Source organism: Methylosinus sp. H3A, assembly GCF_015709455.1.
Classification (GTDB): Bacteria; Pseudomonadota; Alphaproteobacteria; order Rhizobiales; family Beijerinckiaceae; genus Methylosinus.
Genome location: NZ_JADNQW010000005.1, coordinates 664,683 through 681,023 on the forward strand (window position 1 = coordinate 664,683; position 16,341 = coordinate 681,023).

Here is a 16,341-nt window from a genome sequence, read left to right on the forward strand (position 1 = left end):
TAGCGAGCGAAACTTTTCTACTCGCTGCTCACTCACGCATGGCCGGCGGCCGAGGACAGCCGCGCCAGATCGATGCCGATGAGGCGCAGCGCGCGGGCATATTTCGACTCGAGGTCGGTGTCGAAGAGAATGGCGGGATCGGCCGGGCAGTTGAGCCAGCCATTGTGCTGGATCTCATTCTCGAGCTGGCCGGGATCCCAGCCGGCGTAGCCCAGCGCCAGCAGCGCCTGATTGGGCCCCTCGCCGGCGGCGATGGCGCGCAGAATGTCGATCGTCGCGGTCAAGGAGACGCCGTCGTCGATCGGCAGCGTCGAATTGTCGATGAAGAAATCCGAGGAATGCAGCACGAAGCCGCGGTCGGTCTGCACCGGGCCGCCCTGCAGCACCTGAATGGTCTCGGTCTCCTTGGGCAGGCTGATGCGCTCCTGCGGCGCGATGATCTGCAGCTGCACCAGAAGATCGGGAAAATTACGGACCTGCGAGGGCTGGTTGACGACAATGCCCATGGCGCCATCTTCCGAATGGGCGCAAAGATAGACGACCGAGCGGGCGAATCGCTGATCGACCATGCCGGGCATGGCGACGAGCATCTGCCCGTCGAGATAGCGCCGACCGGAGGATTTGGAGCCAGCGCTACGGTCCTGCTGCCCTGTTTCGGGGCCCCGGATGATCGGCACAGAGGAACCGGCGGAGCGCGAGCCCGCGGACCGCGACGCTGCGCGAACGGCCGAATTCTCCAGGCCTTGTTTCTTGCCGACCGGGCTCATAGGGTCATACTACGCTCGGCGCCCATTCATAACAAGCGCCGTTCGCCCAAGGAAAAAGTGGCGCGGGGGCGTCCCGAGGGTCCATGAACATCGCAAATCCGACGACGGCCGCGCTCGCCATGGCCCTCCTCGCCTCGGCGCCCGGCGCGCAGGCGCAGGATGCGGACTTCGCCTCGCCGCCCGCCCGCGCGGCGCATTCGTCCGCGCGTCTCCTCTCGGCTGGCGCGCCGAGCGGCGGCGTTTATCGGCTCGGCGTCGAGATCGCGCTCGATCCGCGGACGGTGACCTATTGGCGCAGTCCCGGCGACGCCGGCGCGCCGCCCGTCTTCGACTTCTCCGCCTCGGAGAATGTCGCCGCCGTGGAGACGCTCTATCCGGCGCCCAAACATATCGTCGAAGCCGGGATGACGGTCGCGGGCTATGACGAGAGCCTGATTTTTCCGCTGCGCGTCACCCCGAAGCAGGCGGGAAAGCCCGTCGTGGTGAAGCTGGCGCTGAACTATGCCGCCTGCGCGGAAATCTGCCTGCCGGCCAAGGCCCGGCTCTCTCTTGCTCTGCCGACGACAGGAGCTTCGCCCTTCGCGGCGCGGCTCGCGACCGCAGAGGCGCTGGTTCCGCGCCCGATCGGCGCCGGCGAGGCGAAGCAATTTGTGGAGGTCGCGCGCGCCGGCGCGGGGGCCTGGCGGCTGCGCTATCTCGGACCCGGCCGGGCGGCGGATGTCTTCGTCGAGGCGCCGGAGCCCTTCATCATCGACAGCGCCGCCGACGGCAAGGGCGGCTTCGAGCTGAAGCTCGGCGAAGGCAAGCAGGACGGCGCCATAGACGCCCGCGCGACGATCCGCACCGAGAGCGGCGGGCTCGAGCTGCCGTTGACGCTGGAATAGAGCGTTTCCGGTTCGGCGTTGGAAACGCGTCGAAACAAAAGCATCGAGCCTTTGGGCGCAATAAAAAAGGCGCGGCCACCGGCCGCGCCCGGAGTAGAAGAAGAGCTCTGCTCCGATGAAAATGGTATTTAGAGTCTCATTCGACAAGGGGGCGACGGCCCGCGCTCATCGCAATTTCGATCGCGACTGAAACGGCGCCATGCCCTTGCGGGCGAGGGCGTCGGCGCGCTCGTTCATCTCGTCGCCGGCATGGCCGCGCACCCAATGCCAGGCCACCTCGTGACGCTCGGCCGCGGCGTCGAGACGCGTCCAAAGGTCCATGTTTTTCACCGGCTTGCGGTCCGCCGTCTTCCAGCCGCGCGCCTTCCAGCCCTTGAGCCAAGAGGTGATGCCGTCGCGCACATATTGCGAGTCGGTGTGCAGATCGACATGGCAGGGCCGCGTCAGCGCCTCCAGCGCCTCGATCGCCGCGGTGAGCTCCATGCGGTTGTTGGTGGTCCCCGTCTCGCCGCCGCAAATCTCCTTCTCCCGCTCGCCGAAGCGCAAAATCGCGCCCCAGCCTCCCGGGCCCGGATTGCCCGAGCAGGCGCCGTCGGTCCAAATTGCGACGCGCCCACTCACGCGCGCAGGCCATAGTCGCGGGCGGCGCGGATCGTCCTGTGGAAGCGCAGGCGCGCGAGATATTCGCGCGGGTCTTTGGGCCGCACCAAGGCGCCCGCCGGCACGTCCAGCCAATCGACGAAGCGCGTCAGCAGGAAGCGCAGAGCCGCGCCGCGGGCGAGCAGCGGAAAGGCCTCCACTTCCGCCGCCGACAGCGGGCGGGCGCGGGCGTAAGATTCGAGCAGCGCCGCGCCCTTGTCGGCGTCATAGCTTCCGGCGGCGTCGAAACACCAAGCGTTGAGGCAGATGGCGAGATCATAGGCCAGCGAATCGACGCAGGCGAAATAGAAGTCGATGAGGCCGGAGACGCGATCGCCGAGGAAGAACACATTGTCCGGAAAAAGATCGGCGTGGATGACGCCCTCCGGCAGCCCCTTCGGCCAATCGCGCTCGAGCGACTCGAGCTCGCTGGCGACGATCTCCCCCAAATCCTCCGCCACCTCGCCGGCGCGCGCGGAAAAAGGCGCATAGAGCGGCCGCCAGCCGCCGACCGAGAGCGCATTGGCGCGGCGCAGCGGAAAATCCGCCCCCGCGAGATGCAATTGCGCGAGCGCCTCGCCGAGCCGCGCGCAATGGGCGGACTCTGGATGATGGATGGAATAGCCGTCGAGAAAGGTGACGATCGCCGCCGGTCTGCCCGCCAGCCGTCCGAGCGCCGCGCCGGCGCGATCGCGCACCGGCTGGGGACAAGTGAGGCCCTTGGCGGAAAGATGCTCCATCAGCCCGAGGAAGAAGGGCAGATCGGCCTCCGCGACGCGCTTCTCATAGAGCGTGAGAATGTAGCTGCCGGCGCTCGTATGCAGGAAATAATTGGAGTTCTCGACCCCTTCGGCGATGCCCTTGCAGGACAAGAGCGCGCCGAGATCATAACCGGCGAGAAAGGCGATCAGCTCCTCGTCGTCGACATCCGTGTAGACGGCCATGAGTTCCGCGCGGGTTGGAGGAAAGCGAGACGCGCGTCAGGCGAGCGCGCGCAACTCCTTGGGCAAGGGGAAGGCGACATCCTCCAGCGCGGCGGACACGGTCTCGACGGAGATTTCGTAACGCTCGGCGAAAGCCTCCATGATCTCCTCGACGAGCACCTCGGGCGCCGAGGCCCCGGCGCTGATGCCGAGCGAAGCTATGCCGGTGAACATGCGCCAATCGATCTCGCTGCGGCCCTGGACGAGCTGCGCGGGCGCGCCGGCGCGCTCCGCCACCTCGCGCAGACGCTGCGAATTGGAGGAGTTGGGCGAGCCGACGACGATCACCGCGTCGACCTGTGGCGCGACCTGCTTGACAGCCGCCTGGCGATTGGTCGTCGCGTAGCAGATGTCCTCCTTATGGGGACCGACGATCTGCGGGAATCGCCGCGTCAAAGCGCTCACGATCTCCTGCGAATCGTCGAGCGAAAGAGTGGTCTGCGTCACATAGGCGAGATTGGCCTCGCCCTCGAGCCGCAGCTCCGACACCGCCGCGACCGATTCGACGAGCACCACCGCGCCCGGCGGCAGCTGGCCCATGGTGCCGACCACCTCGGGATGGCCGGAATGGCCGACCAGCAACACTTTGCGACCGCGCTTGTGATGAATCTCCGCCTCGCGATGGACCTTGGTCACCAGTGGGCAGGTGGCGTCTATGGCGAGCAGATTGCGCGAGGCGGCCTCGGCGGAGACGGATTTCGCGACGCCATGGGCGGAGAAGATCACCGGCGCCGACGTGTCTGGCACCTCCTCGAGCTCCTCGACGAAGATCGCGCCCTTGGCCTTCAACGCCTCGACCACATAGCGATTGTGGACGATCTCGTGGCGCACATAGACGGGCGGCCCGAATTTGGCGAGCGCCCGCTCCACCGCGTCGATCGCCCGCACGACGCCCGCGCAGAAGCCGCGCGGCGAGCACAGAAGAATTTTCAACGGCGGCTTCTGCGACGGGCGGTGCTGAATATTCATCCTCTAGCGCCTCTCTATCGAAGGGGGCGGCCGAAGCGCGCCGCGCTGTGATGTCCCGCGTGGGGATAGGTGTCAAGCCGAGGGTCCGCTCCCTCGCGGCCCGCCCGAAAATCTGCTAGACAGGCGATCGACGAAGACTGGCCGCGCGAATGCCGGAGTGTCTCGCGGCCCATCGAGGGGACGGAGGCGAATATGTCGAATATCGTCGATATAATACAGTCCGCCCAAGGCGGCCAGATCATCGAAAATCTCTCTGATCGCTTGGGTCTCGCATCCTGGCAGACGCGATCGGCCGTCGAAGCGCTGTTGCCCGCGCTGGTCGCGGCGCTGCGCAATGCGGCCGAGGAGCCGCAATCGCTGCGCCCGGTCATCGACGCCGCCAACGACTCCGCCCACCGCGCCGCCTTCGAGAGCGCCGAGGACGCCCATTCGCAGGCGAGCGTCGAAGGGGGCGACGCCATTGTCGCGCATTTGTTCGGCTCCGCCTCGGCCGCCGGCGAGGTCTCGCAATTCGCTGCGCGCGAGAGCGGGCTGCGCGCCGATGTGCTGCAGCGGCTGCTGCCGATTCTCGTCTCCGTCGCGGCCGGCGGGCTCGGCTCCACGCTGGAGCGCCAGGGCGTCGGCCATCCCGCGGAACAGCCCGCCCCCACGCCCGCGGCCCCCTCGGGCGGCTGGCTGAGCGCACTCTTTGGATCCCTGTTCGGGAATAAGCCGGCCGCGCAGCCGCAAGCGGCCACGCCGGCGAAGGCCGCGGACACGCTCGACGCGGCGCGGGATCATATCCGAGAGACGCTCACGCCCCCGGCCAACGCCGACGGGCAGGCTGGACTCGACGAATTGCTGGCGCGGATTTTCGCCTCGGCGAAGAGTTGACCCCGAGCGCTCGGATCGCGGCCTCAGGTCAGATTATTGGCGACGGGCAGATAATAGGCGGCCGATAATTTGGTGCCGATAATGCGCGTCGCCCCCAGGATCACGATCGAGAGAAAGAAGCCGATCATCGCATATTCGAGGGCCGTCGCTCCGCGTTCGTCGGCCAAGAATCGGCGCAGGCAATTCGGCATGGGGCAAATTCCTCGAACGGTCCGGCCGAGACGAGCGTCGCCTCGTCGCGCCCGGCCGCGTCCCCGCAACGGGAGCGCGATCGGGACGGTAACCGAAAGATAAGCATAATTCGTCTCGAAAGGGTTAAGCCTCCCTTCACCCGGCGCTCGCGCGGCCGGGGCCGTCTCGCGACGCGGTCTCGCGACGCGGTCTTGCGGCGTGGTCTTGTGGCGTGGTCTTGTGGCGTGGTCTTGCAGGGCGGTCTTCCAGGGCGGTCTTGCGCGCGGGCGGCTTTTCCGCCAATTCAGCAGCCGGAACGCATATTGCTTCGGCGCCTGGGCCGGAAGCGCTGTCGTTCGCGCCCGCCCTTTCGCGCCCGCCGGAAGGGATGTCGACAAATACTGGCCGCCGCGCCATCTTCGCGCCGGTCCTCACTGAAAGTTGCTGATGGCTCGCGACGTAAACGATACGACGCCGATCACGTCGCGCAATGCGCTCGTGGAGTGGTTCGAGGCTGGGATCAAGACGCCCGACGATCTCAACGTCGGCACGGAGCATGAGAAAATCCCGTTTTTCGGGGCGAGCCGCGCGCCCGTCCCCTATGAGGGCCCGGCCGGCGGGATCAAGGATCTGCTCGAGGGGCTCGGCGCGGCGCTGGGCTGGGAGCCGATCACCGATCGCGGAGCGATCATCGGCCTCTATGACCCGCATGGCCTCGGGGCCGTGTCGCTCGAGCCGGGCGGCCAGTTCGAATTGTCCGGGGCGCCGCTGCCCACGATTCACGACGCGAAAGCCGAGCTCGACGTCCATTTCGCGGCGCTGGAGCCCATCGCGCGGCGGCTCGGCGTCTCCTTTCTCGATCTCGGCGCGAGCCCGAAATGGCGGCGCGCCGAAACGCCCGCCATGCCCAAGCAGCGCTACGTCATAATGGCCGGCTATATGCCCAAGGTCGGCTCGCTCGGCCTCGACATGATGTTTCGCACGGCGACCATTCAGGTCAATCTCGACTTCGTCTCCGAGACGGACATGGTGGACAAGCTGCGCGTCGGCCTGGCGCTGCAGCCGATCGTCACCGCGCTCTTCGCCAATTCGCCCTTCATCGACGGCGAGCCGGCCGGCGTGCTGTCGCAGCGCTCGCATATCTGGCGCGACACCGACGCCGACCGCACCGGAATGCTGCCTTTCGCCTTCGAGCCCGGCATGGGCTTCGAGCGCTATGTCGATTATGCGCTGGACGTGCCGCTCTATTTCGTCAAGCGCGGCGAGGTCTATCACGACGTCGCCGGCGCGAGCTTCCGCGACCTCTTGGACGGCAAGCTCGCGGCCCTGCCCGGCGAGCGCGCGACAATGTCGGACTGGGCCAATCATCTGGGCGCGATCTTTCCCGAGGCCCGGCTGAAGCGCTATCTGGAGATGCGCGGCGCCGACGGCGGCCCGCGCTCGCATATGGCGGCCCTGCCGGCGCTCTTCGTCGGTCTATTCTACGACCGCGCCGCGCTGGACGGCGCGCTGGCGCTCATCGAGGGCTGGAGCGCCGAGGAGCGCGACGCCCTACGGGCCGACGTTCCCCGCCTCGCGCTGGAGGCGCGCATCCGCGGCCGCCGGGCGCTCGACATCGCCCGCGACATGTTGGCGCTGGCCCGCGGCGGCCTCGCCCGGAGAGCGAGACTGGACGCGCAGGGACAGGACGAGACCATTTATCTCGCGCCGCTGGAGGAGATCGCCGAGAGCGGCCGCACGCTGGCGCAGCAGCGGCTCGAGGCCTATCACGGACGCTGGGGCCGTTCGGTCGATCCGGCCTTCGAGGATTGCGTGTTGTGACGATGTGCGACGCCCGCGCCTGAACCGCGCGGGCGGCGCTCAGCGTGCGTAGAGGCCGGGCGCTCCTGGCGCGCGCACATAGGAATGGCCGATCGGCCGCATGCCATCCTGCGACCCCGCCGGGCCGCCGAGGCCGCCGGCGCGCACATGGCCGCCGAGACGCACGCAATTGTCGGAGCCGGAGACCGGGACGAAGCCCTCGCCGAAACGAGAGCAGCGCCCGCCGGAGGGAACGGAGCCCGTCGTCTGCGCCTGCGCGGCCGGCGCGCCCATTGCGGCGCACAGGCAGAGGCAGGCGAAAACGCGGCGAACGTCGAGCCCGAACGGTTCGGCGGTGAAAACTGTCATTCGCAGATGAGCCTCGAAAATTCTCGCATCGCAACACCCGAGTCGACGCGATGTCGCGCCCCCTCTCGATGTTGCCGCCCGATGTTTACCAACTCGTTACTTCGCACGCTTCGACGCGAGAGGTCACGCGACGGCGACCACTTAGTTCCAATACAGTCGAACATAGTGGCAGGATCGTGTCGCGCCGCGCGCCGTCAACGCCAATCTCCGAGCGCCGCCTGCACCAGGGTCAGCGCCGCGACGGCGGCGGTGTCGGCGCGCAGGATGCGCGGTCCGAGCGAGAGACGCGCGATGAGCGGCGCGGCGGCGAGAATCGCCTCGCGCTCGGCGGGATCGAAGCCGCCCTCCGGGCCGACCAGCACATCGACGCCCTCATGCTCCGGCGCCGCGCGCAAGGCGGCGATCGGATCGGCGACCTCGGCGTCCTCGTCGCAGAAGACGAGCAGCCGCCCGGCCGGCCGCGCGGCGAGATGCGCCTCGAGCGAGAGCTCCTCGACGACCTCCGGCACGCTGAGCACGCCGCATTGCTCCGCCGCCTCCACCACATTGGCGGCGAGCCGCTCGAGATTGACGCGGCGCGCCTGGGTGCGGCGGGTGATGACAGGCGCGAGGCGCGAGACGCCCATCTCGGTCGCCTTCTGGGCCATATAGTCGAGCCGCGCATGTTTGAGCGGCGAGAAGCAATAATGCAGATCGGCGCTCGCGGTCTGCTCGCGCAGGCGCTCCACCGGAACGAGAATCGCCTTGCGCCGCGCCACCTCCTCGAGCCGGGCCCGCCACTCCCCGTCGCGCCCGTTGAACAGCAAAATCGCGTCGCCCTCGCGCAGGCGCAGCACATTCAACAGATAATTGAGCCGATCGGCATCCGGGACGATACGCGCCCCGGCCTCGAGGCGCGCATCGACGAAAAGGCGCTGCGCGGAAAAATCATAGTGTGACACGAGCTTTCCCGAGGATGAGGGACGGGGCGCCATCAAGCCGCCGCTTTGTCCGCGAAACTGCCGGATGCTTGCAACAGGCGCAAGTCTCTTGCTAAGACCTCTTGAACCATGAAGGGGATCGCCGCCATGACGGCCATAAGCCGGAACGCGCAGATTGAGAGCGGGAACGCGCGCAAAGCGCGCGGAATTGCGCGCATGAGCGCCGGCGCGCCGATTTTGGGGATTCTTCTCGCGCTGGCGGGGGCGGAGACGGCCCTCGCCCAATCCTGCCAGGAGGACTTCCAGAAGCTCTCGCAGCGGCGCATGTCGCAGATTCAGACGCTCAACAATATCGGCAAGGCGTCCAAGGGCAAGATGGACCCGGTCGCCGCCTGTCCGGTGGCGCGCAAGCTCGTCTCCATAGAGACGGAGATGGCCGCCTATATCGATAAGAACAAGGAATGGTGCAACATTCCCGATCCTATGGTCGACGGCTTCAAGCAGGCGCGCAGCAAGACACAGACTTTCGCGGCTCAGGCCTGCGCCGTCGCCGCCAAAGCCAAGAAGATGCAGGAAGAACAGGCCGCCGGCATCGGCCCGCAGGCGCAGAAGCTCCCCTCCGGCCCATTGTGAGCGCCGCGGAACGGCCTCAGGAGGAGCGGCGACTGCCCGACGCCGTCGCGGACCATCCGCTCTGGCGGCTCGCTCCCGAGCCTCTCCGCCCCTATGTGCAGCTCGCCCGCCTGGATCGGCCGATCGGCTGGTGGCTACTGCTGCTTCCCTGCTGGCAGGGCGGCGCGCTCGCCTCCGCGGCGCTGGGCGACCCGCCGCGACTTTGGCATCTCCTCCTCTTTTTCATCGGCGCGGTCTCCATGCGCGGCGCCGGCTCCACCTATAACGACATCGTCGACCGCGACATCGACGCCAAGGTCGAGCGCACGCGCCTTCGTCCCCTCGCCAGCGGGCGCGTCTCCTTGCGCGCGGCGATCGTCTTTCTCGTGCTGCAATGTCTCGTCGGCCTCGCGGTTCTGCTGTCCTTCAACGGCGTCACCATCGCATTCGGCTTCGCTTCGCCGCTGATCGTGCTGATCTATCCCTTCGCCAAGCGCTTCACCTCCTGGCCGCAGGCGGTTCTGGGGCTCGCTTTCGCCTATGGCGCGCTGCTCGGCTGGACGGCGCTGACCGGCGGGCTCGGCTGGCCGGCGGTCTTCCTCTACGCCTCGGCGATCCTGTGGACGATCGGCTTCGACACGATCTATGCGCTGCAGGACAAGCGCGACGACGCCATCGCCGGCGTGCGCTCGACGGCTCTGCTGTTCGGCGCGCATGTGCGTCTCGCCGTCGGCGCGCTCTATCTGGCTTCCGTCGTTTTCGCCGAATTCGCGCTGCTTTCGGCCGAGGTCGGCGGAGCCGCACAGATCGGCCTCGCCGCTTATGCGGCGCATCTCGCCTGGCAGGTCCATCGCACCAGCGACGCCGCCTCGCCTCAGGTCGCGCTGATGTTGTTCCGCTCCAATCGCGACGCCGGCCTCTTGCTCTTCGCCGGCCTCGCGGCGCAGGCTGCGATCCTCGCTTACTCGTAGCAGACGATCTCACGCTCCTCGCGGTGGACCGTCGCCGTCAGCGCCTCATTCCCCTCTTTGCGGCGCGCGCAGAAGCGCGGACGACGCAGCGCGACCGTCGTATTCTTGCGGCGAGCGATCGTCTCGCGCAGAGCGACGCCGCCGAGACGCGGATCGACCGTCTCGAAATCCCCGCCGCGCGCGGCGAGGCGCGGCAGATCGAGATAGGACGCCCAATATTTCCAATCCGCCGAGATCGCGCCGCCATCCGCCGTCTCGGTGAGGACGATGTCGAGATCGGGATCGTTATGCGCGAGCGACAGGCGATAGGAGGCGCCGCCGTCGAGGCTCGGCTCGACATCCAGCGCGACGCCGCGATAGGCGCGCACCGGCACGCTGATGAGCATGGACATTCCGCCGAGCCGCCTCGAAATCAGAATGTCGCGACGTCCGACGCGCACCTGGCGCTGGCCGCCATCGGCGCGCCGATCGCGCTGAACGGCGAATTGAAGCGGCGTCTCCGCCATGCTGCCCGTCTCGAACATGCGCTCGCTCCTCGAACTGTGATCTTCGCGTTGGTCTCGCGTTTTCTGAGGCGCATGTTGGGCGACGGTCTCGCCAGAGCTCGCTAACAAGGCTGGTGAATCCCCTGTAAACCATTGCCTTTTCGACCGATTCTGGAGCTTTGGGTTAGCAGTGGGAAAACAGAACCGTCGAAATTCGAGGCAATTCGCCGAAAAAAGGCGCCTTGCGGGGCGGGCCCGGCTCGCTTAACGACTGTCGTAATGGCCGACATTCGAACCGACTTCGCGGCTCAGTTGCCGCTGCTCGAAGCCGTCGCGCGGCGAGCGGGCGAGATCGCCATGGCCTTTTTCCGGCCGGGCGAGAAGACCAGCGCGGCCGTCTTCTACAAGGACGGCGGCTCGCCGGTGACCGAGGCCGATATGGCCGTCGATCGTTTCCTACAGGAGGCGGCGCTCACGCTGTTCCCGGACGCCGGCTGGCTGTCCGAGGAGACCGCCGACAATGAGCAGCGCCTCTCTCGCGCGCGGCTCCTCGTCGTCGATCCCATCGACGGGACGCAGGCCTTTCTGCGCGGCGACGCGCGCTGGGCCGTGTCGATCGCGCTCATCGAGGCGGGACGGCCGGCGCTCGGCGTCATTCATGCGCCGGCGCTCGAATGGACTTTCGCCGCCGCCGCCGGCCATGGCGCGGCGCTCAATGGCGCGCCGATCCGCGTCGCCGAGCGCGCCGTTCTGACGGGCGCGCGCCTCGAGGCGCCGCGCGGCCTCGCCGCCCGTTTCGCCGGCTCGGCCTATAAATTCGAGATTCAGGACCGCACGCCCTCGCTCGCTTTACGCGTCGCCGACGTCGCCTCCGGCCGCAACGATCTGACCATCGCTTCCGCGGATTCGAAAGACTGGGACATAGCCGCGGCCGATGTGATACTCACCGAGGCGGGCGGCGTTTTGTCCGAGCTCGAGGGCGTTCCCTTGCGCTACAATCGTCCGCAACTGCGGCGCGACATGCTGGTCGCCGCGCCGCAAGCAATCTTTCCGGAGAGTCTCGCCTTGGCGCGGGCCGTTTCGAAGGGCGTCATATGAGCGAAACGACTACACAGGACGGCGGCGCGCCGAAGCAGGCGCTGCATCTCGTTTTCGGGGGCGAGCTCGTCGACCTCCAGGGCGTCGCCTTCCGCGATCCGTCGAAAATCGACATCGTCGGCATCTATCCCGACAATGACGCCGCGCTCGCCGCCTGGAAGGCGAAAGCGCATGCGACGGTCGACAACGCCCATATGCGCTATTTCGTCGTGCAGCTGCACAGCCTCCTCGATCCCGACGCGAATTGAGCTAATATCGCCCCTCGGCGCGGCCGATCGTCTGCGCGCGGCCGACTGGCCGGCCGCCGCAATCGAAATATTCATTCGAGGCCGGCGCGAGCCGGCCGAGCGGCGCGCCGTGGAATCGGCCGTCGCGACACTGGCGAGTTTCACCGGGGCGTCGATGCCGGTCTTGACGATTTATCGGTTGCTGACCATCGGTTTGGCGCCTTTCGCCGGCGCAGTGCTGAGCTGGCGCGCGAGACAGGGCAAGGAAGACCCGGAGCGTTTCGGCGAACGCATGGGCGCTCCCGGCCTCGAGCGTCCCGCCGGCCGGCTCGTCTGGCTGCATGGCGCGAGTCTCGGCGAGAGCCTCGCGTTGCTGCCGCTGGTCGAGCGCTTCATCCAGCGCGGCGTCGAGGTGCTCGTCACCACGGGCACGGTCTCTTCCGCCAAAGTGCTGCGCGCGCGGCTTCCGGCCGGCGCCACGCATCAATTTCTCCCGCTCGACGCGCCGCAATTCGTCGAGAGATTCCTCGAGCATTGGCGGCCGGATATCGTGCTCTTCGCCGAGTCGGAGCTGTGGCCCAATATGATCCGCGCGATTCACGCGCGCAGGCTGCCGCTCGTTCTGGTCAACGCCACCATCTCGCGCCGCTCCGCTGCGCGCTGGCGGCGCCTGCCCGGCGGCGCGCGAACGCTGTTCGGCGAGATCGACCTCTGCCTCGCGCAGAACGCCGAGAGCGCGGCGCGCTATCTCGGCCTCGGCGCACCGCGCGTGCGCGTCTGCGGCAATCTGAAATTCGACGTGCCGCCGCCCCCCGTCGGCGCCGGCAAGCTCGCCGAATTCAACGGCGCGGTGGGCGCCCGGCCGGTGTGGGCGGCGATCTCCACCCATGCCGGCGAAGAAGAGATCGCGATCGACGCGCATCTTTCGCTCGCCGCCGAGGTTCCATCGCTGCTGACCATCATCGTCCCGCGCAAGCCCGAGCGCGGCGCGGAGATCGCCGCTCTCGCCCGAGCGCGCGGGCTCGACGTCGGATTGCGCTCGCGCGACGGCGAGCCCCGCCGCGGCGCGCAGATCTATGTCGCCGACACGGTCGGCGAGCTCGGCCTGTTTTTACGCGCAGTCAGCGTGGTTTTCACCGGCAAATCGCTCACCGCAGAGGGCGGCCATAATCCGATCGAGCCGGCCAAGCTCGGCTGCGCGATTCTGCATGGGCCGCATGTCGAGAATTTCGCCGATATTTACGCCGAGCTCGCCGCCGCTCGCGCCGCCGCCCGCGTGACCGACGCCGAATCGCTGGCGCGCGCGCTGCAATTTCTGCTCTCCGACCCGTCCCGCATGCGCAAGATGGGGCGGGCGGGGGCCGAGGTGGTGAAGAAGCTCGGCGGCGCATCGCAGAGCATAATGGCCGCGATAGAACCCTATCTCGCACAATCGGCGCTCGAGCAGAGATGAGTCCGCGGCGCGCGATCGAAAATGCGCGCGCCTGAGTTCTGGCGGCGCGCGCCGGCCTCGCCGCTCGTGCGAGCGCTGGCGCCGCTCGGCGCGATTTATGGGGCCGTGGCCGCGGCGCGAATGGCGCGGCCGGGCGCGCGCGCCGATCTGCCCACGATCGTCGTCGGCGGGCTGACGCTCGGCGGCGACGGCAAGACGCCGGCGGCGCTCGCCCTTGCGTCGCTGCTCGCGGAAACGGGAGAGCGGCCTTTCTTTCTCACCCGCGGCCATGGCCGCCGAAACGCCCGCGGCGCGCCCTTCCTCGTCGATCCGCAAATCCACTCGGCTTGCGAGGTCGGAGACGAGGCGCTGTTGCTGGCGTGGCGCGCGCCGACCATCGTCGGCGTCGATCGCGCGGCGGGCGCAAAGCTCGCGCGTATGCTCGGGGCGACGACGCTGGTGCTGGACGACGGATTGCAGAGCCGGCGGCTCGAGCCCGATCTCGCTCTGGCGGTCGTCGACGGCTTCTATGGCGCCGGCAATGGGCTTTGCCCGCCCGCCGGCCCGCTGCGCGCGCCGCTGCAGCGCCAGCTCGCCGCCGTGGATGCGATCCTCCTCATCGGGGAGGGCGTGGCCGGAGAGGCGGTCGCCCATCGGGCGCGGGCGGCCGGAAAATCCGTTCTACGCGCCCGCCTCGCGCCCCTCCCCTGCGCTCTCGCCGGTGAGCGAGCGCTGGCTTTTGCGGGGATCGCCCGGCCGGAGAAATTTTTCGCGACGCTGCGGGCCGCGGGCGTCGCGCTGGTCGGCGCGCGCAGCTTCGCGGATCATCATCTCTATACGGAGCGCGAAATCGCGGCATTGACGCGAGAAGCCGAACGCCTCGGCGCGACTCTGGTCACGACGGAAAAAGACGCGGCGCGTCTCGGCGCTGCGATACGTGCGCGCGTCGCGGTCCTGCCGGTCGAGCTCGTCCTCGAGGAGGCGGAAGCGTTGCGCGATCTTCTGCGCAGCGCCGTCGCGCGCGACTAAGACTTCGGCGGGAAGGCGACGCCGATGCGGACGAGCTTCACCTCGGGGCTCGAATAGGCCTCCTGCAGGTCGACGTTCCAATAGCGGAGCTCTTCCAACGGGATGGCCTCTCCGGTCACCGCGCAGCGCACATAGGCGCCCGGGCGGCGAATGCGGAAATCGCCGTCGCGATACTCGACCTCGGCCTCGACCGCGGCCTGCGGCTGTCGTTCGAACCGGTTCATACGAATCCTGCGTCTCGCGCGCTCAGTGAGGCGGCGCACTGACGAAATAAACGAGGTCATGCCGGATTTTCAATAGGAGAGACGCGATTGGCAAGGCCGAATCGCATGTAAACGGCCGAGCTTGCGTCGTCGGGACGGCGTTTCGCCGCGCCGAAAGCCCCCGACTCACCAGAAGACCTGGGCGCGCGCGAGGAAAAGACTCGGGTGGTCGCCGTTGAGAAAAGGACGATCGGAGGGCGCGATCAGCGTCATCGCGCGCGTCCAATTGGCCTGGAATCGCACCCCGCGCACCGGATACCAATTGAGCGCGACCGTCAGATTCTCCTGCCGTCCGCCCAGCGTCGCGGTATTGGCGATCGCTTTTTGCGCGGCCGAGCCCGTGGCCGTCGCCAGATAGACGAAGCTCGCGGGAGCGACGCCGCCATTGTTCAGATCGATCCCGTCATAGCGCGCGGCGACCTCGAAGGCGCCATAGCCGCCCTTGTTCAGCGGATTTTTGATCCTCACATCGCCGAATGTGCCGGGCGAGCTCCAGTTCTTGTCATAGCCGTCATAAGAAGCGGCGCGCGATTCGCCGGTCAGGAACAGCGAAGCGGCGATTTGATAGGCGCTGTAATGGAGCCGCGATCCGCCGCCATTCGCATAGAGAAAGGCGAGCAGCGCATCCCGCTCATATTGCGCGCCGACATATTCGGCCGTCACCGAGACCGGGCCATAGGCGGCGGCGGCCTCGAAGCCGTAATTATAGGAATATTTCAGGCAGCTCGGCCGCTGAACGAAGGGGGCGACGAGCTGGCCGGCGCCGGTCGTCGCGACATTGAGCGTGGCCGCCGAGGCCGCACAGGAGAGATCCTGAGCCGCCGGCACGCGGACCGTCGCGCCGCCTGCGCCCAGAATTCCGGTCAGCTCCCGCTCGAAGCCAGACGCGCCCGGCGTGAGATTGGTGGCGTCGGTCGCGCCAGTCGAGCTGTTCGGTCGGTGATAGACGAAGGCCGCGCCGAGATGGACGAGCGCGTCCTCCTCGTGAACGGGCGCATAGATCGCCCGCGCCGAGGCGTCCCAATATTGCGCGCCGCCTGGGGGCGGAGCGGTCGCCGTATCCTGAGGGCTCGTCGAGAAAATGCCGCCCTTGAGCGCCCAGCTCTCGTCGCCGACGCCAACGGCCGCGCCTATGTGGCGGGCCGGCCCCAGATTGGCGGCGAGGCCCCGCTCGATGAAGGTCATATGCTTGTCGCCGTCGAGAACCTCCCGGCCGAAGGGCTCGTGGAAATTGCCGATCTGCAAGGAGACCGGCTGCGCGCTGATCCAGCCGGGAAGGAGTTTTGCGCGATAGGCGAGATAGGCGTCGCGGATGCCGGCGACGCCGCCGGCGGCGGTGGCGAAATCATATTGGAAGCGATAGATCCAATTGCCGTAAGCGCGGCCGGCGACCTCGAGCTCGGCGCGGCGGAAGCCGGCGTTGCTGCGCCTGATCGTGTCGGCGGAGCTGGCGAAGCCGCCGTCCATATGGATGCGGCCGCCGATCTTGAAGTCGAAGCTCTTGTCCTCGCTCTCGACGAAAAGGCCGTTCTTGAAGCTGACGAAGACGGGCGGCGGGGCGTTCGCGGCCGGCGCGGCTTTCGTCGAATTCGGATGCGTCGTCGCCTCATGCGTCACGGATCGGGAGTCGAGCCTGGCCTCGAGACGCTTCAGCTCGGCCTTCAACGCTCGTATTTCGCTCGCCGTATCGGCCAGCGCCGGGCCGGGCGCGCCCAACGCCGCCGCGAGCGCGAGCGTGACGATGGCGCCGCCGCTGCGCCATCCATGAGCTTCGCCTCCGCCGAGCATGCGCGTTCCCCCCGATCGCCAGCCTGGCTTTTAATCACGGCTGGCTCGAGCGAGGCTCGCC

The 16,341-nt window shown here is 67.9% G+C and carries 19 protein-coding genes; 9 read left to right on the plus strand and 10 right to left on the minus strand.

What is annotated here, in order from left to right; genetic code table 11:
* Positions 1–32: 32 nt before the first annotated feature.
* A complete protein-coding gene (locus tag IY145_RS06255; RefSeq protein ID WP_196407411.1) occupies positions 33–767 on the minus strand; it encodes a YqgE/AlgH family protein in 735 nt (244 codons plus the stop codon).
* Between the two features lie 83 nt (positions 768–850).
* Here IY145_RS06255 and IY145_RS06260 point away from each other — a divergent pair, with 83 nt between their 5' ends.
* Positions 851–1,651 (plus strand): protein-disulfide reductase DsbD domain-containing protein, encoded by an 801-nt coding sequence (locus IY145_RS06260; RefSeq protein WP_196407412.1) that lies wholly within the window; start codon positions 851–853, stop codon positions 1,649–1,651.
* A 165-nt stretch (positions 1,652–1,816) separates the two neighbouring features.
* On the opposite strand, the gene rnhA is transcribed toward IY145_RS06260, so the two are convergent.
* The 3 genes from rnhA to ispH are packed head-to-tail and all read right to left on the minus strand — an operon-like array spanning position 1,817 to position 4,242.
* Positions 1,817–2,272 (minus strand): ribonuclease HI, encoded by a 456-nt coding sequence (gene rnhA / locus IY145_RS06265; protein ID WP_196407413.1) that lies wholly within the window; start codon positions 2,270–2,272, stop codon positions 1,817–1,819.
* Entirely contained in the window at positions 2,269–3,234 is a 966-nt protein-coding gene (gene thrB / locus IY145_RS06270) for a homoserine kinase (RefSeq protein ID WP_196407414.1), read from the minus strand. Before thrB ends, rnhA begins: the two co-directional genes overlap by 4 nt.
* 36 nt (positions 3,235–3,270) lie before the next feature.
* On the minus strand, positions 3,271–4,242 hold the full coding sequence (ispH, locus tag IY145_RS06275) for a 4-hydroxy-3-methylbut-2-enyl diphosphate reductase (RefSeq protein WP_196407415.1): 972 nt from the start codon (positions 4,240–4,242) through the stop codon (positions 3,271–3,273).
* Positions 4,243–4,434: 192 nt separating this feature from the next.
* Between ispH and IY145_RS06280 the strand changes: the two genes are divergently transcribed.
* Positions 4,435–5,115: a DUF937 domain-containing protein gene (locus IY145_RS06280; RefSeq protein WP_196407416.1), complete on the plus strand. Its 681-nt coding sequence runs from the start codon at positions 4,435–4,437 to the stop codon at positions 5,113–5,115.
* 23 nt (positions 5,116–5,138) lie between these two features.
* Here the strand turns inward: IY145_RS06280 and IY145_RS06285 are convergent, their stop codons facing one another.
* Positions 5,139–5,306 carry a Flp family type IVb pilin gene (locus IY145_RS06285; protein ID WP_196407417.1) on the minus strand — a complete coding sequence of 56 codons (168 nt, stop codon included), beginning with the start codon at positions 5,304–5,306 and terminating at the stop codon, positions 5,139–5,141.
* A 427-nt stretch (positions 5,307–5,733) separates the two neighbouring features.
* On the opposite strand from IY145_RS06285, the gene IY145_RS06290 reads away from it, so the two are divergent.
* Positions 5,734–7,107, plus strand: coding sequence for a glutamate--cysteine ligase (locus IY145_RS06290; RefSeq protein ID WP_196407418.1), 1,374 nt, complete (start codon positions 5,734–5,736; stop codon positions 7,105–7,107).
* Between the two features lie 39 nt (positions 7,108–7,146).
* Here the strand turns inward: IY145_RS06290 and IY145_RS06295 are convergent, their stop codons facing one another.
* Positions 7,147–7,455 (minus strand): hypothetical protein, encoded by a 309-nt coding sequence (locus IY145_RS06295; RefSeq protein WP_196407419.1) that lies wholly within the window; start codon positions 7,453–7,455, stop codon positions 7,147–7,149.
* Positions 7,456–7,649: 194 nt separating this feature from the next.
* Positions 7,650–8,396 (minus strand): 16S rRNA (uracil(1498)-N(3))-methyltransferase, encoded by a 747-nt coding sequence (locus tag IY145_RS06300; protein WP_196407420.1) that lies wholly within the window; start codon positions 8,394–8,396, stop codon positions 7,650–7,652.
* A gap of 195 nt (positions 8,397–8,591) precedes the next feature.
* Here IY145_RS06300 and IY145_RS06305 point away from each other — a divergent pair, with 195 nt between their 5' ends.
* Together IY145_RS06305 and ubiA are read left to right on the plus strand one after the other, a co-directional pair.
* The gene (locus IY145_RS06305) at positions 8,592–9,008 is read left to right on the plus strand and encodes a hypothetical protein (RefSeq protein ID WP_196407421.1); all 417 of its coding nucleotides are present in this window, start codon (positions 8,592–8,594) and stop codon (positions 9,006–9,008) included.
* The gene (gene ubiA / locus IY145_RS06310) at positions 9,005–9,958 is read left to right on the plus strand and encodes a 4-hydroxybenzoate octaprenyltransferase (RefSeq protein WP_196407422.1); all 954 of its coding nucleotides are present in this window, start codon (positions 9,005–9,007) and stop codon (positions 9,956–9,958) included. Before IY145_RS06305 ends, ubiA begins: the two co-directional genes overlap by 4 nt.
* On the opposite strand, the gene IY145_RS06315 is transcribed toward ubiA, so the two are convergent.
* Positions 9,949–10,482: a DUF6101 family protein gene (locus IY145_RS06315; RefSeq protein WP_196407423.1), complete on the minus strand. Its 534-nt coding sequence runs from the start codon at positions 10,480–10,482 to the stop codon at positions 9,949–9,951. The two genes, ubiA and IY145_RS06315, sit on opposite strands and share 10 nt — an antisense overlap.
* Before the next feature lie 240 nt (positions 10,483–10,722).
* Here IY145_RS06315 and IY145_RS06320 point away from each other — a divergent pair, with 240 nt between their 5' ends.
* The 4 genes from IY145_RS06320 to lpxK all read left to right on the plus strand — a co-directional run bounded on the left by IY145_RS06320 (position 10,723) and on the right by lpxK (position 14,229).
* A complete protein-coding gene (locus IY145_RS06320) occupies positions 10,723–11,541 on the plus strand; it encodes a 3'(2'),5'-bisphosphate nucleotidase CysQ (RefSeq protein ID WP_196407424.1) in 819 nt (272 codons plus the stop codon).
* Positions 11,538–11,789, plus strand: a complete 252-nt coding sequence (locus IY145_RS06325; protein ID WP_196407425.1) for a DUF4170 domain-containing protein — start codon at positions 11,538–11,540, stop codon at positions 11,787–11,789. The genes IY145_RS06320 and IY145_RS06325 overlap by 4 nt, the downstream gene beginning before the upstream one ends.
* Positions 11,790–11,943: 154 nt before the next feature.
* Positions 11,944–13,221: a 3-deoxy-D-manno-octulosonic acid transferase gene (locus IY145_RS06330; protein ID WP_196410429.1), complete on the plus strand. Its 1,278-nt coding sequence runs from the start codon at positions 11,944–11,946 to the stop codon at positions 13,219–13,221.
* Between the two features lie 21 nt (positions 13,222–13,242).
* Positions 13,243–14,229, plus strand: a complete 987-nt coding sequence (gene lpxK / locus IY145_RS06335) for a tetraacyldisaccharide 4'-kinase (RefSeq protein ID WP_196407426.1) — start codon at positions 13,243–13,245, stop codon at positions 14,227–14,229.
* Here lpxK and IY145_RS06340 read toward each other — a convergent pair.
* Both IY145_RS06340 and IY145_RS06345 read right to left on the minus strand, forming a co-directional pair.
* Positions 14,226–14,453 (minus strand): DUF2093 domain-containing protein, encoded by a 228-nt coding sequence (locus tag IY145_RS06340; protein WP_196407427.1) that lies wholly within the window; start codon positions 14,451–14,453, stop codon positions 14,226–14,228. The genes lpxK and IY145_RS06340 overlap by 4 nt on opposite strands.
* Before the next feature lie 165 nt (positions 14,454–14,618).
* Positions 14,619–16,280: an OprO/OprP family phosphate-selective porin gene (locus tag IY145_RS06345; protein WP_196407428.1), complete on the minus strand. Its 1,662-nt coding sequence runs from the start codon at positions 16,278–16,280 to the stop codon at positions 14,619–14,621.
* Positions 16,281–16,341: the final 61 nt, after the last annotated feature.